Source organism: Amycolatopsis sp. (assembly GCF_025464955.1).
In the GTDB taxonomy this organism is placed as follows: Bacteria; Actinomycetota; Actinomycetes; order Mycobacteriales; family Pseudonocardiaceae; genus Amycolatopsis.
The window spans coordinates 148,364-162,348 of record NZ_JAODNM010000124.1 but is presented as its reverse complement, the minus strand read 5'-3'; the positions used below and the strand labels follow the sequence as shown (position 1 = coordinate 162,348).

The following is a 13,985-nucleotide window of genomic DNA, read 5'->3' as shown; positions in this document are numbered from 1 at the left end:
GTGGGGCGAGTGAGTAAATCATCGACATCATGACGACTTCATTGATCGACTGACGCGTAAGTCATGAAACTCCTCGGTAGCTGCGTCTGAGGATAGAGCACAGGAGGAAGTTGTGGACGCCTCAACGGCAGTGGCACTGGTCGCAGCTGCTATCGCCCTGATTGCTATGGGTGTCGCGATCTGGCAAGGCGTCTCAGCCAGTCAGTCCGCGGCAGCGTCAAAAGAGCAAGCCGGATCGTCGCGGCGTGCCGCCGACGTTGCCGAATCTCAGCTGGCTTCCCTGCAGCGAGGCGAGGACGAAGCTGCAGGGCCTCGGTTTGAGGGACTACTTGACGCCATGAACGATCAGTCGACGGAGGTTGAGGTGACTATGACGATGCTCAGCGGTACACCGATGAAGGCAGTCACAGTTACTGCAGTCGGCGCAACGAGTGGCGTCGCGCATCCGGGCAGCCCTCTTCCTCCTGCGGCGCCATCGGTTTCTTGGGAAAATGTTCAGGAAGCTGATCGGCGAGGTGTGGTGGTAGGCTTTGACGCCCATAATCAGCCGGCTCGTATCACGCTTCACCTCGATTGCGTCGAGAGCGGCGGGCGCGAACGTCACTGGCGACGATCTTGTCGGCTCGCGGACATGCCGGAACTCGGGCGGATCAACTGAGTCGAGCCTGCTCTTTGTCTATAGCTGAGAGAGTCTGTATCAACCGATCGCCTACACGTTCCCTGCTGGCAGGAGAAAATAATGCAGCGACACCCGGTTCGGTCAAGTAATCTTCGCGATGTTGGCTATGATGCGTCTATAAATCTACTCGAGATAGGCTTCAAAAGCGGGTCAGTGTATCAGTACCTTAATGTTCCGCAGGGTCGTTACGATGGTTTGATGGCGACATCAAGTCATGGAGGATATTTCGCGGCGTACATCAAACCGCACTACCCTGCTCGGCGGGTTGGATGATGCGCTCTATCCGACGTCGACGTAGTTGGTAGCCAGCGACACGGACCTGAGCCGAGCGCGTCGACAGATTCAGTCGTACTAACCGAGGCTGAGTGGAGCCTCGCGGAGTAGTTTGCGAATCTGACGACTTTGCACTGTCCATCGATACAAGTAGTGTCAAGACGTAGGAGCATTAAATGACTGACGATCACGTCGAGCCAACTGAATTTATTAACCGCCAGACAGGCTCTGAGGTCGACCTGACCAAAAACAGGGGCTACACGGCAAACCCGCTTGATGAAATCCAAACGATCGCCGCTCCTCCTGAGGATTTTTGGACACCCATCGATACCCTCGCACCTTCCGCGACTGATGGAGAAAATGAAGCAGGCCAAGAGTAACTATGGTTCCCTCAAGTGCAGCCAGCGTGGCCGTATTCCTTCTTTTTGTCGTACCGGGGACATGCTACGAACTCCTTCGCAACCGAACGCTTCTTCCTGTGGAAGAAAGTGCTTTCCTTCAAATTAGTCGCATCCTACTTTCAGGAACGCTATTCACGACTATTTCTATCCTGCTAATCATTCTGACAAAATGGATATCCCCTCGCGCCCTGCTTGATCCTTTTCAGCTCCTGACGCGCGGATCAGTCTATGTCGATGGTAACCTTGGCCTCGTAACGAAGACGATCGTACTGCAGCTTTTGGTTGCCATCCTGTTAGCAGCAACTGCCGCTGATCTACGCTTGTCGAATAGATCAGTCAGAATCCATCGAGGCACTGCCCTTCTGGGGGTTGCTGAGATAGAGCTTCCGGATACGGCACAGTCATACCTGTGCGTTCACCTCAAAAGTGGTCGAGAAATTTTTGGGTACTACTATGGAGCCACGACCGATCTTGAAGCTGCTAAGCGCGAGCTCATCTTGCAGCCGCCAATCCAGATTAGCAAGGACGGGGAGAAGCCAGCCCTGGCGCCTTCGCATTGGCAGCGAATAGTGATACCGGGGAGTGAGACTGAGTACGTATCCGTGGCATACGTTGACACGTACGTCAAAGAGTCGCCGACAATCGCACGCAGGGCGCAATCCGCAATAGCAGCCAACTACCCGCGCGCCCGCGTTTGCGCTCCCGCCATCTTGGCGCTGTTGATCGCCGCTTGCATTCCCTTTCATGGATAGTTTTTCGCGGTAATCTCCGGCCGGCCGGGTGATCGTTTCGCTGAAGACTGCATTAATCGAATGGGTGACAGTAAATAGGTCATCCGAGGCAGTCAGGCTGGTTTATCTAAACAGAGCCGACGCTTCCTCAAAGTCATCCACAATTTTCATGCTTCGCTCGGTGAAGTCGAGTTCGCCCCGCGTATCCCTGTCGGTCCAGTACCTTCCCTTCAGTCGTTTGACAGGACTTCCGGACAAGTCCAGGGCTGTAGAACCGTGATGCATACGGCTGCGCGACTCGTAGCGTGAATCTGGCCTGTTCAGATATAGGTACAGTAATTCGTACGATCCATCGTCTAGCCTGACGCTCGCGAATGATGAGGCGGAGCGAGACTCGTTGGTAAGCAGCTTCACCGACAACTCACTCGCAGACTGTCTGATGACCAGATACACCGTCTTCGGATCGGGACTCTTCCCGGTCTTCGGATCGACCCAGAACGTGGTCAGAACGCCCCGCCACGTTCCGCGTATGCAACGAGGAGTGCCCGGCATTCGCTGCGCGAGCGGAAGTCGCCATAGCCACGATTCCCATAGAGCGAGGACAAGTGTGGCTGCGAGGACCGCCGTCGAGAAGATCTTCGACAGGCCGAAGTTGAACTGCCCACCCTGTAGCCAGTTCTGGATGACCAGGAGAACAACAACCACGCCGACAACGACGCGAACCAAGACACCCCGCTTCACTTGTCAAGCTCCAGATGGCTCCAGGCGGCTTGCGCAAAGTCCCTGCCGTCCTTGCGGTCCCAGTCCTGAGCGCTGTGGAAGAGATACTTAACGTCGTTTGCTTCAACCCATCGCTCAGAATTGTCTGTTGGCTCATCGCCATCAAGGTTGTCCCAGACGTGGGAGATAACACCCTTCACAGCATCCGTCCACGTCGAGCGACGGAAAATCTCATCTGGGCAGTTGTAAACAAGGCACTCCATAAAGAAGGACGGAACTGCCCGATGGACATCGTTCTCCACCATGAGGTTCTCGACGCGCTTCATGATACGGACTACTTTCTTGTAGTCGCTGTTGGTTCGGCCGTCCTTCGCGTTCCCCTTGTCAAGCTGCTGCTGGGAGTAGTTTTCCAGACTGCTACCGTCGTTCTTGAAAACTCTGGCGCCGCTGAGATGGCCTCCCGAAGCAAAGTAGTAGCGATAATTGAAACAAGGGACGACATCAGCGTCTACCCGCGCAGTGCTCGAATTAATCTTGAACGCAGTTGATCCCGAGTCATCTACCTGGTCGTCGAACTTGGCAACGAGAGCTTTCTTCAACTCCGAACGCAGGTAGGATGGGGTCCAAATTCCGGTGTACGGAGTTCCGGCGGGCTTCACTCCCGGCTCCTGCTCTTCGTAGTACATAAGTTCATTGCACTTGACAGCGACGTCGACGTCACTGTCAGCACGCACGTTGGTCTTGTTGGCATAGGATCCCTTAACGTAGACCTCTATGTCGTAGCCCTCGAACGCTGCATGAGCCTCGATGGCTTCACGAATCATACGCTCGGTACGGTCTTGTTTATCCTGCTCGGTCGGGCTTGAGATTCCCGTCCAGCCGGCCAGTTTTTCTTCAAGTGTTGTCATGTCGCGTTGTTCACCTTGCCTGCTGTGCGGGTTCATCCAGGTCGAGTCACTTTTGGAGTGTCGTTGCGCAACCAGGCTTTCTGATGTTCCTATTATCTCATACTTGTGAAGTAGATCATCATTTCTATTTAAGCTACCGAATATTCTATCGGCACTGCGTGGATCTAGTGCAATCAGAGGTCGACTTGCCCGCAAGAAAGATCGGTCTCGCGAACAAGTCGACCTCTGATCGTCATCCCGTGCTATTTCTTCTTGCCGGTGCTCTCGTTGACGGTAGTGCCGGGGTGTCGTCGCACTGTTGACTGCTTGACGAACTTCCCTGTCGAGGCACTGCGCCCTCGCTTACCCCCGGAGGTCTTCCCTGCCATGCTCTGCGTCCTCTCTGTTGAGGTGCGTGATCGCACCCGAACCGGCGCTTGCTAGAATGCAAGCGGTCGTCTACTGTCGAAACGACGTTAGCACCCTGGTTTCAAGAGTGCAACCAGGGCTCACTTATCGAAAGGTGGTCGTATGGCTGATCGGGGATGGTTCGATGCTGGCGCCTTCTTCGCTGCCCTCGACACCGAGCGCGCGAGACGAAACTTGCTGTGGAAGGACGTAGCTGCTCAGGCCAATGTGAGCCAGTCAACCCTGACCCGGCTTGCTCAGGGCAAACGCCCTGATGTCGACAGCTTGGCCGCCCTCGTCGACTGGGCGGGGCTGCGCGCTGACGACTTCGTGGTCAGAGTGCACGGGAAGCCGAACGCTGATTCGGTCGCGATGATCTCCACCTACCTCCGTGCCGATCGGAACCTCAGTCCACAAGCAGCCGACGCGATGGAGAAGGTCGTGAGGGCCACCTACCAGGCGTTGCGAGAGGCGTGATGATCGAGTGACGTTTCGGAGGGGGTTCAAGGCCGAAGCCGAGCGGCTGGCGTTGGACGTGCGCGAAGAAGTCGGTGTCGGTGTGTATGCCCGGCTTGATCCGATAATCCTTGCGGAACATCTGGCCATACCGGTCATGACCTTGTCGGAGTTGGCTGCCGCGAGAGTCGTTCCTGGCCTTGGGGATGCTGTCGACGTTCTTCAGGGAATCGAGTCTCAGGCGATGTCCGCAGTGACCGTTTTCTTCGGTTCCGAGCGGGCTATCGTTCACAACGACGCGCACTCGCCGGGCCGCCAGGTCAGCAACGTCACCCACGAACTCTCGCATGGGCTTTTGCTCCATCCGAGTGCTCCGATGTTGGACCATCGCGGGTGTCGCAACTGGAACCCCGACGTTGAGGACGAAGCTAACTACCTCGCTGGAGCCCTGCTGATCCCGGCTAAGGCCGCCTGGGGGCTGGCGAAGCGTCGCAAGTCCTTCGATCAGGCGGCAGTTGACTACGGTTGCAGTGTTGAGATGGTTCGATGGCGGGTCAACGTCACGGGAGCCGGACGACTGTTGGCTGGCTAGCGCTACCACTTCAGACGGTCCCAGCCGAGGTCGCCTGCTGTGTACGCCGCTTGTCGGTACTTCTTGGGGACTTACCGTCGGGTGTCTGCTTCGTCACCATATTCAGCAACCGTTGAACCTCGGGTATTGGGTTCGAAAGACCTCCCCGAAGGTCCGCCGAAGGCCCTCTGAGCTGCGGAGACGCGGCTCAGAGGGCCCTTTCGGTAGAAGCTGGAGGCGGGCACGGCGGTGCTGCCTACGTCCGGGTTACGAGTCCTGCCAGACGATGACGCTGAGCGTGTCGGGTTCGCCGGCGGTGTGCGAAGTGGCGGCCATGGTCACGCCGGCCATGCGGCCCTGCTCGGACAGGCAGAACGTGGATCCGGTGACACTGGGCATCGAGGTGGCGAAAAGCGTGGTCGACTTGCACGCCTGATAGGTCGGGGGCGGCGTTTCCGGCCAACCTGAAGATCTTGTTCGTGGCTCCGACCGCGCCAAAGTCGCGAAGGTCGGATCCAAGTAGAGGTCTCCGGATCCATTTCCATGGACAAACTGCGGCTGTGTCGGGGCGGTCTCGCCGATAGGCACGGAATAGCCGGGAACAATGGTGATGTTGTAGGAGCCGAGTTGTTTCCGTCGAGCGGGTTCGGGGTTGTTGCGGAAATGGATGTCGGCGGGTTCGCCGCTGGGATCGCCGTGCCTGCGGGCGCGGTGACGGTGACCGTTGCCGGGGGCGGTGCGGCCGCTGGGGTTATGGAATGACCAACAGACACCCCGATTCCAAGCGTTGCCAACGCGGGGACGGCCACCATGATGATGCGATGTCGCGGCGTTGGAGAGCTCTGTTACGGCGGTTACATATCGGATCGGTGTCGCCAGTTCGGCCGGCCCTGAATGGAGTAGCCGGCTGATTCCGAACCGCGCGGATTTCGATCCACGACGGTCATTCCAGCCGCGGCGCTACGACAGGATGACGCGGCGGCGCTCGGGGCCGACGGAGACGACGTCGCCATTGACGAGCTGGCGTCCGCGGCGGATCTCCGGCTCGTCGTTCACGGTCACCAGGTCGGCGTCGAGGAGGTCCTTGACGTGCGAACCGTCCTCGGCGAGGCCGGCGAGCTTCAGGAACTGGCCGAGGCGGATGGGCTCGCCGGTGATCGGGACGTCGATGGGTTCGCTCTGCATGGGGACATCATCCGTGCTGCTCACCCTTCGACGCGATTCGGGGCATCGAGGAGTTCGCGCAGGGTGGCGAGGAGTTCGCGGCGGTCGCCGGCGCCGAGTTTGGCGCGGATGCGGGCCATGTGGTGTTCGACGGTCTTGCCGGAGATGAACAGCTTGTCGCCGGCCTGCTTGTAGGTCAGCCCGTCCACCACGAGCCGCGCGACCTCCTGTTCGCGCTCGCTGAGGATGCTGGCGTCGGCGGCGGCGTTCGCGCTCTCGGCGTTGCCGGTGTTGCCCGAGTTGCTGCGGCCCTGGAACTGCCGCGCCGCTTCCAGCAGCATCACCATCGCCTTGCGGTCCGACGTCCGGATCGCCGCCTGCCCGGCCAGCCTGGCCGCGTCCCACCGCAGGCCGAGGTCGTGCAGCTCGCCGGCGGTGGCCACGACCTCCTGGGGATCGGCCGTGCCGCCGAGGACGGCGAGCCAGCTCCGCGCCGCGCCGAACAGAATGGCGCTGTAGTGGCTGAAGTCGGCCGTGCCGGCCAGCGCCGCGAGATGCCGTTCGGCGGCCGCGTTGTCCTCCATGGTGATCGCCGCGTGCAGCTCGCTCCAGTGCAGTGAAACCGTCCACAGTGGAGGGTTGCCGAGCTCGGCCAGCAGCGTTCTGGCCTGTTCGAGGTGCCTGGAAAGCCTCGGGTGTTCGCCGCACCTGGCGGCCGCGATGACGAGTTCGCCCAGCGGCAGCAGGGTGAACAGGTTCATCCGGTGCCGCATGACCGCGTCGAACGCGTTCTCCCACGCCCGCCGGATGCCTGGGATGTCGCTGTTGCGCCGCGCCAGCCCCAGTTCCATCGCGGTGAGGAAGAGTTCGTCGCGCGGTTCCAGTTTCGCAGTAGTCTCCCGGACGACTTGGGCCTGCGACGCCGCGATGCCCAACTCGCCGGCGGTCATCGCGGTCCACCCGAGCAGCAGTCGTTGCCGCACGGCCAGCAGCTTGCCGCCGGTACCCGCCGCCAACGCCGGGGTGAGCACCGACTCCGCCAGCCGCAGCTCGCCGGAATGCAGGGCGACGATCGCGGCCAGCGCCGCCGGCGCGTCCGGCAGCAGCGCGGACGTGCCCGCCGGTTCCAGCATCGCCGCCGCGCCCAGCAGAGTCGACAAGGCGTCGGTCGCGCTGCCGGACACCGAATCGCCGACGCCCTCGGCCATCCGCGTCGCCGCGCCCGCCAGCAAGGTCGGGACGGCCCGCGGTGCCGGAGCGGCGAGCAGGGCGCGGGCGGATTCCGCCTTGCCGGTGCCGAACAGTCCGATCGCGGCGAACGCGAGGGAGGACCCGTCGGCCGACCACTGGTACAGCTCGGCGCAGCGGGTCAGCTCGCCCCGGTGGGCCAGTACGGTGGCCGCGACGGTGGCGCCGACCGCGCGCTCGGCTGGATCGTCCCTGGTCAGAAGGCCGTCGCTGAGTCGGAGTGCGGTGTCGAGATCACCGGACAGCGCCGCCGCGCGAGCCCAGCCGGACGCGAGCTCACCCGCCGGGCGACCGGCTTCCGCGGCGGCCTCGAACAGCGTCGACGCCAACGTCGCGTCGAGCGGCAAGGCTTCGTACGCCGCGGTTTCGAACCCCGCGGCGACCATCACCCCGGCGATACCGGTGCCCAGCAGCGAAGTGGCGAGTTCGAGGACCGGCTGTTCGTGCCGCAGCTGGAGTTCGACGAGCTGTTGCAGCACGTCGAGCCGCCTGTCGACGGCGCTGAGCGTCCGCACGGCCTCCTCCGCGAGCGGCACCAGCTCGCCGTCCGTACCGAGCATCCCGGTGGCCCGCGCGTCGTCGATGATCGCGGACACTCCGGCTCGGTCGGTGTCGAGCAGCGAGCACAGGAGGTCGAGGTTGCGGCCGGCGCCGGCTTCGGACGCGACCAGGAACCTCAGGACATCCGGGTCGAGCGCCTCGAGGTCCGCGCGGAACTCCTGGCTGGCTCGCGCAGTCCCGGTGATCAGCCGTTCGATGAACCTGGGCACGCCCCCCGTCCGCAGGTGCAGCTTGGCCGCGATTGCCGTCGACGGCGATTCGCCGGTCAGCGCCGCCGTGAACCGCCGCACCTGGGCCGCGTCCAGCGGGGAGAGCAGGACCGGTTCCATACTCTCGGTCAACGTCTTCAGCGTGGCGGAGCGCGGACGGGTGCGGTGCGTGAGAACGAGCCTGGGCAGGCCTCCCGCCGCGAGGTCCCCTAAGCGGTGCAACGCGCTTTCGCTGAGCTGGTGCGCGTCGTCGATAAGGACAGCCGCGTCCGGGTTCGCTCCGCCGCTCAACAGCGTCGCGGCGTCGACGACGTCGACGCCGGCGTCGCGGTAGCAGCGTTCCAGCGCGCCGAGGACTGCGCTCTTCCCGTAACCGCCGGGAGCCGCGATGGCGACTCGAAGGCCGTCGCCCGGCCTGCCGGTGATCTGTTCCAGCAGGGGGCGAACGGCGGGGTGGAAGAGCTGCTCGGGCGTCGTCGTGGTCAACACACACGTCCGGCCGGACAGGTCGCCGCTGTCTGCGGGGACGCGGAACCGTGGGGTTTCATCGGGGAGGACGCGCTCGTCACCTGGCCTTCGAAGCTGAACAACAGTCCGGCGATCGCGGCCGCGACCACCGCTGCCGGGGCGAACTTACCCCGGTAACCGCCGAAGAACTTCAGCCCGGTCTTCTTCTCCGGCAAGGGGAAGGGTGTGATGTCGACGGGCGGTCGTTCGGGCCGCGGGACGGCCCCTGGACCGGTGGTGATCCGCGGGAGCAACGTCGTTTCGGCCGCGTCGCCCTCGGCGTCGTCCCACTGACGGCAGGCCAACGCCGCCGCGCCCGCCGCGGTCAGCGGACCCGGGGTCGCTGTGACATTCTGGATTCCGGCGTCACGTAAAGCCTTCAGGAGGACACCGCAGCGGTACGGGCCCCAGTCGCCGGGGTGGGTCAGGATGACGGCCGCCGCCGACCCGCGCTGAGTCCGCGCGACCTGCTCGACGATCCACCCGGCGACGACGGCGCTCAGCGATTCCGGGGTGAGAGGTTCACCGGCGACCACTACCGGAACGTCGTCGCCGATTCGTTCGTGAAAGCCGGTGATAAGACGTTCCGGTAATTGCGCGCCGGCTTCCCAGGCGCGTTCACCGGTGAGCAAATAGCCGTCTTCGTCCAGGTAGAGCACCGATGGGGCGATCATGGAACGCGCACCCAGCTTTATCGCGACCGGTTCGGACCAGGTCTCGGCACCCAGGGTGCGAATCGCGGCGGAGGTATGGGAGGTTCCGATGTCGATACCGAGCACGTACGGCATGCGGCGGGTTCCTCCTCAGGGCGTCGATGCCGGTGTGGGGCGCACTGCTGGTACTCCTAGGGGACTTGGCGCTGCCCTTGTCCAACTTCACCCATTCGAACTAGGCACTGGTTTCTAACACAACGCACGGTTGGATATTTGAGCCCCTAATCCCCTATGGGGTCAAGATACTTCCCCCAACGAGGGTCCGCAGTGCGACTCGGAGTCAACCCCGATGTGCCGGGGGCGAAGTTTTCCCTAACGTCTTCACCAGCAACGGCACCCTGTGCCCGCATCCTTGATCCCCAGAACACAGTTGCAGGAGAACCTCCATGGACCCCGTCCAGACGTTGCACGACTTCGCTCTCAACCTGCTCAACGACGCCGCGGCGCGCACCGCCTTCGCGCTCGACCCCGAGCGCGCGCTCGCCGCCGCCGGCCTCGGTGACATCAGTGCCGCGGACGTGCACGAGGTCGTCCCGCTGGTCCTCGACTACGCGCAGGTCGACCACCTCGCGCCGCTCGGCGGCGAGCTGACCAACGGCCTCACCGACCAGCTGACCAACAGCCTCCCCGACGTCGGCCAGGCGGGTGCCATCGAGAGCCTGAAGGCGCTCACCCAGGGCTTCGGCGCCTCGGGTGCCGAGACCACTGTCACGAACACCTTCGCCAGCGTCACCACGCTCGCCGGCGGCCTCACCGGCGACTTCTCGCAGTTGGGCGACCTGACCCACAGCCTCGACGCGACCCCGCTCGCCGGCCTTGAGAGCAGCCTCACCGGCGCCTTCGGTGACCAGCACTACGGCACCGACGCTCCCAGCGCCCTGAGCCCCGATTCCGCCACGCACCTCGCGGGCGACGTCGCGGGCAACCTGACCTCGACCCTCGGCCACGCCCCTGACCTCACCTCGGCCGTCAACGGTCTCAGCTCTTCGGTCGGCGACCTGACCAGCTCGCTGCATGTCGGCGGGATCGACGTCAGCCACGTCGGCGGCGTCGACGTCAACCACCTCGCGGGCGACGTCGCGGGCAACGTCAGCGGCATGACCAGCGGCATCGAGCACAGCGTCGGCGACGTCACCGCCCACGTCGGCGACATCGCCGACCACTCGGGTGCGGTGACCACCGTCCACGACGTCGCGAGCGGGGTCGGCAACGACATCGGCAACGTCGGCGACATCGCCAACCACGCCGACATCAACGTGCTGTCGGGTAACGACATCCACCTGCCGTTCCACTAGCACCACGAAGTAGACGCCCGGTGCGGCCGGTGGCTTGGAGCTATCGGCCACACTGGGTCGTCATGGAAGCGCGAACCGGGGACACTGCTCAGTCGTGACCGCGAAACCTTGGCTCGAAATGCTGGACGAAGCGCTGGACGCGTGCCTGCTGCACGGCCGTCCCGACCTCGCCCAGCGGCTCCGCGTACGCCGCGATCCCACGTCGGACGGCACGCGCCTGGTGTTTCTCGGACTGGCGAAGCAGGGCAAGAGCTACCTGGTGAACGCCATGATCAACGCGCCGGTCTGCACGGTGGGAGATGCCTCCTCGACCGCCGTCCCGACCGAAATCCGCTACGCGAGCAGCGCCTCGGCCGTGCTCATCCGTCGAAGCCCGTCGGCAGCAGGAGCCGAAGAACGGGCGACGGTGCCGGTCGAACAGGTCGCTGCCGAAGTAGCCAGGAGGCCGTCCGCGCCAGGCGGCCTCCTGCGCGCGGAGGTCTTCGTCCCGCGTGAACTGCTGGCTTCCGGGCTCGTCGTGATCGACACCCCGGCGGTGGGCAACCCCGGGTCCACCGCGACCGCCACCGCACTCGAAGTCCTCGCCGGAGCGCACGCCGCGGTGCTCGTCACCGACGCCACCGGCGAACTCTCCCCGGCCGAACTCGGGTTGGCCAGGCACGTCGCGACCTGGTGCCCGAGCCTGGCGGTCGTACTGACCAAGACCGACTCCTGCCCCGAATGGCGGTCCGTCGCCGAACGCGACCGCGTGCTGCTCGCCACCGCCGGGGTGGACGTTCCGGTGCTGCCGGTGTCCTCGACGCTGCGGCTCGAAGCGGCGCGCCGCCAGGACCGCGAACTCAACACCAACTCCGGGTTCCCGGCGCTCCTCGACTGGGTCGGTATCCAGAGCTCCCGCTCGACCGAGGAGTCCAGCGCCCGGTTCGCCGCGGTCTGCGTGCGCTCGGTCGCCGAGGAGCTGGTCGGGACGCTGAAACTGCAGCTGCGCGCGACCGTCGCCGTCGACGGGGTCGACCAGGTGAGCGTGGCGCACCAGGCGCAGCGCGCCGCCGACGACCTGCGGCGGCACAGCGCGCGCTGGCAGAACCTGCTCGCCGACGAGATCGCGAACCTGGTCTCGGACCTCGAGTACGACCTGCGCGAACGCACCAGGAAGATCGTGCAGATCACCGACCGGACCTTCGACGAAGCCGATCCCGTGAAGACCTGGCCCGAGTTCCGCGAGTGGCTCGAGGACAGCCTGTCCGACGCCGTCGAGACCAACTACCGCTGGCTGACCGACCGGGCGGAGTGGATCGCCCATCTCGTCGCCGGCACCTTCGTGGACGTGCCCGAGCCGGATCTGGGCCTGGCCGACGCGCATCCGGGCGACGGTCTCGACAGCGTCGAAGAGCCCCGGATCGAGCGCTTCAAGGTCAGCCAGAAGATGTTCACCGGGCTGCGCGGGTCCTACGGTGGGCTGCTGATGTTCGGGCTGGTCACCAGCCTGGCCGGACTCCAGCTGATCAACCCCATTTCGGTCGGTGCGGGCGCCGCGTTCGCCACGAAGACGATTCGCGACGAGGGTGACGCCCGGCTCAAGCGCCGGCAGGCGATTGCAAAATCCGCGGCGCAACGGTATGTTGACGACGTTTTTCTCCGCTTCAGCAAGGAATGTCGCGATATCGTACGTTCGGTTCAGCGTCAGCTGCGCGACCATTTCGCCGCGCGCACCGACCAGCTGGTCGACGACATCTCGCGGGCGCGGGAGGCGATGCAGACCGGCGCCGCCCAGCGGGACCGGCGCACCCTGGCGCTCAAGCGGGAGATCGAGCGACTCGCGGAGCTGCACGGCCGCGCCGGTGCGCTCGGCGTCCGGGCGATCGAGCAGGCCGGCCGGGCCCGCGAGCTTTCCGCGTGATCGCCGGGACTTCACTGGCTGAGCGGGTCCGGTCGCTGCTGGCCGAGGCGGCCGCCGTCTACCGCGACCGACCCCGGGCGCTCGCGCTGGTTCGCGCGCACCTGACGCGGCTGGACGAGCCGGTGCGCGTCGCCGTCGCCGGCCGGTCGGGGACTGGGAAGTCCACTTTGGTCAGTGCGCTGGACGCCCGGGTGTCCCGGCATTCGCCCGGCCGTGACGTCGTCTTCCTGGACATGCCGGCGCTGGCGGCGCTGGGGGAACGCGAGGAAGATCCCGTGGTGCGGCAGCTCGCTGCCGAGGCGGACGCCGTGGTGTTCCTCGCGCGGCATCCCGAGGCCGACCAGCTTTCCCGACTGCCGGCCGCGTCAGGGTCCGCGCTCGCCAGGCAGACCGCCGTGACGTCGATCCTCGCGCTGTCGCGGGCCGACGAGGTCGGGGCCGGCCGGATCGACGCGCTGATCGCGGCCAAGCAGCTCGCGCGACGCAGCCGGACGGACGACGCCTGCGCGCCGTTCCAGACCGTCGTCGCGGTGGCCGGTCAGCTGGCGCTCGGCGGAATCACCTTGCAGGAGAACGAGTTCGCCGCGCTCGCGTTGCTGGCGTCGGTACCGAGGGCCGAGCTGGATCGCTTCCTGCTTTCGGTCGACGAGTTCGTGTCCGAGAGGTTTCCGGTGCGGCTCGACCAGTCCAGCCGCCGGGTGCTGCTCGCGAAGTTCGGCCTGTTCGGGGTCCGGCTGACGACCACGCTCATCCGCACCGGCTGTGATTCGGCGATGAAACTGTCGGCACAGTTGGTGCAGCGCAGCGGTTTCACCGAACTTCGCGATGCTGTCGACACGTACTTCGTCGCGCGCGGTGACGTCGTCAAGGCGCGAACGGCGTTGCTGGCACTGGAAACGATGCTCGACGCCGAACCTCACCGGCAACGCGAACTGCTTACCGCCAGGCTGGAGCAGATAACCGCGGGCGCCCACGATTTCCGGGAGCTGCGCCTGATTGCGGCCCTGCACGGCGGGCGCGTCGACTGGCCGGAGGAGCTCACGACCGAGGCGATGTGCCTGCTGGGCGCCCACGGCACCGACGTGCCCGACCGGCTCGGCCTCGACGGCGAACCCGACGAAGGCGCGGCGTTTTCCACGGCCATCGCGGCCCTCGGCCGCTGGCGTCACCGCGCCGAAGCCCCGGAGACCGCACCCGCCGAACGCGCCGCCGCCCGCGTCGTCGTCCGCAGCTGCGAGGGCATCCTGGCGCGCTTCGACTGA

15 protein-coding genes are annotated in these 13,985 nt (G+C 64.7%); 9 read left to right on the top strand and 6 right to left on the bottom strand.

Going from position 1 to position 13,985, the window contains the following annotated elements; all coding sequences use genetic code 11:
- Positions 1 to 112 precede the first annotated feature (112 nt).
- The 4 genes from JWQ81_RS31090 (at position 113) to JWQ81_RS45130 (ending at position 2,105) form a co-directional block, all read left to right on the top strand.
- Entirely contained in the window at positions 113 to 658 is a 546-nt protein-coding gene (locus tag JWQ81_RS31090; protein ID WP_297547244.1) for a hypothetical protein, read from the top strand.
- Positions 659 to 739: 81 nt separating this feature from the next.
- Positions 740 to 952 (top strand): KTSC domain-containing protein, encoded by a 213-nt coding sequence (locus JWQ81_RS45135; protein ID WP_366942359.1) that lies wholly within the window; start codon positions 740 to 742, stop codon positions 950 to 952.
- 176 nt (positions 953 to 1,128) lie between these two features.
- Positions 1,129 to 1,332: a hypothetical protein gene (locus JWQ81_RS31085; protein WP_297547243.1), complete on the top strand. Its 204-nt coding sequence runs from the start codon at positions 1,129 to 1,131 to the stop codon at positions 1,330 to 1,332.
- A 2-nt stretch (positions 1,333 to 1,334) separates the two neighbouring features.
- Positions 1,335 to 2,105, top strand: coding sequence for a DUF6338 family protein (locus JWQ81_RS45130; RefSeq protein ID WP_366942358.1), 771 nt, complete (start codon positions 1,335 to 1,337; stop codon positions 2,103 to 2,105).
- A gap of 102 nt (positions 2,106 to 2,207) precedes the next feature.
- On the opposite strand, the gene JWQ81_RS31080 is transcribed toward JWQ81_RS45130, so the two are convergent.
- Both JWQ81_RS31080 and JWQ81_RS31075 read right to left on the bottom strand, forming a co-directional pair.
- Positions 2,208 to 2,825: a hypothetical protein gene (locus tag JWQ81_RS31080; RefSeq protein WP_297547241.1), complete on the bottom strand. Its 618-nt coding sequence runs from the start codon at positions 2,823 to 2,825 to the stop codon at positions 2,208 to 2,210.
- Entirely contained in the window at positions 2,822 to 3,712 is an 891-nt protein-coding gene (locus tag JWQ81_RS31075; RefSeq protein ID WP_297547239.1) for a nucleotidyltransferase, read from the bottom strand. The genes JWQ81_RS31080 and JWQ81_RS31075 overlap by 4 nt, the downstream gene beginning before the upstream one ends.
- A gap of 510 nt (positions 3,713 to 4,222) precedes the next feature.
- On the opposite strand from JWQ81_RS31075, the gene JWQ81_RS31070 reads away from it, so the two are divergent.
- Both JWQ81_RS31070 and JWQ81_RS31065 read left to right on the top strand, forming a co-directional pair.
- Positions 4,223 to 4,576: a helix-turn-helix transcriptional regulator gene (locus tag JWQ81_RS31070; RefSeq protein WP_297547237.1), complete on the top strand. Its 354-nt coding sequence runs from the start codon at positions 4,223 to 4,225 to the stop codon at positions 4,574 to 4,576.
- Between the two features lie 7 nt (positions 4,577 to 4,583).
- Positions 4,584 to 5,147 carry an ImmA/IrrE family metallo-endopeptidase gene (locus JWQ81_RS31065; RefSeq protein ID WP_297547235.1) on the top strand — a complete coding sequence of 188 codons (564 nt, stop codon included), beginning with the start codon at positions 4,584 to 4,586 and terminating at the stop codon, positions 5,145 to 5,147.
- 246 nt (positions 5,148 to 5,393) lie between these two features.
- Here the strand turns inward: JWQ81_RS31065 and JWQ81_RS31060 are convergent, their stop codons facing one another.
- From JWQ81_RS31060 to JWQ81_RS31045, 4 genes are all read right to left on the bottom strand, one after another.
- Positions 5,394 to 5,525 carry a hypothetical protein gene (locus tag JWQ81_RS31060; RefSeq protein ID WP_297547233.1) on the bottom strand — a complete coding sequence of 44 codons (132 nt, stop codon included), beginning with the start codon at positions 5,523 to 5,525 and terminating at the stop codon, positions 5,394 to 5,396.
- A gap of 561 nt (positions 5,526 to 6,086) precedes the next feature.
- Positions 6,087 to 6,311, bottom strand: a complete 225-nt coding sequence (locus JWQ81_RS31055) for an RNA-binding S4 domain-containing protein (RefSeq protein WP_297547232.1) — start codon at positions 6,309 to 6,311, stop codon at positions 6,087 to 6,089.
- A 20-nt stretch (positions 6,312 to 6,331) separates the two neighbouring features.
- The gene (locus JWQ81_RS31050; protein ID WP_297547230.1) at positions 6,332 to 8,794 is read right to left on the bottom strand and encodes a helix-turn-helix transcriptional regulator; all 2,463 of its coding nucleotides are present in this window, start codon (positions 8,792 to 8,794) and stop codon (positions 6,332 to 6,334) included.
- A complete protein-coding gene (locus tag JWQ81_RS31045) occupies positions 8,791 to 9,603 on the bottom strand; it encodes a hypothetical protein (protein ID WP_297547228.1) in 813 nt (270 codons plus the stop codon). The genes JWQ81_RS31050 and JWQ81_RS31045 overlap by 4 nt, the downstream gene beginning before the upstream one ends.
- Before the next feature lie 311 nt (positions 9,604 to 9,914).
- On the opposite strand from JWQ81_RS31045, the gene JWQ81_RS31040 reads away from it, so the two are divergent.
- The 3 genes from JWQ81_RS31040 to JWQ81_RS31030 all read left to right on the top strand — a co-directional run bounded on the left by JWQ81_RS31040 (position 9,915) and on the right by JWQ81_RS31030 (position 13,985).
- The gene (locus JWQ81_RS31040; RefSeq protein ID WP_297547227.1) at positions 9,915 to 10,823 is read left to right on the top strand and encodes an IniB N-terminal domain-containing protein; all 909 of its coding nucleotides are present in this window, start codon (positions 9,915 to 9,917) and stop codon (positions 10,821 to 10,823) included.
- A gap of 94 nt (positions 10,824 to 10,917) precedes the next feature.
- On the top strand, positions 10,918 to 12,723 hold the full coding sequence (locus JWQ81_RS31035; protein ID WP_297547226.1) for a dynamin family protein: 1,806 nt from the start codon (positions 10,918 to 10,920) through the stop codon (positions 12,721 to 12,723).
- Complete coding sequence (locus JWQ81_RS31030; RefSeq protein WP_297547225.1) at positions 12,720 to 13,985, top strand: GTPase; 1,266 nt, start codon at positions 12,720 to 12,722, stop codon at positions 13,983 to 13,985. Before JWQ81_RS31035 ends, JWQ81_RS31030 begins: the two co-directional genes overlap by 4 nt.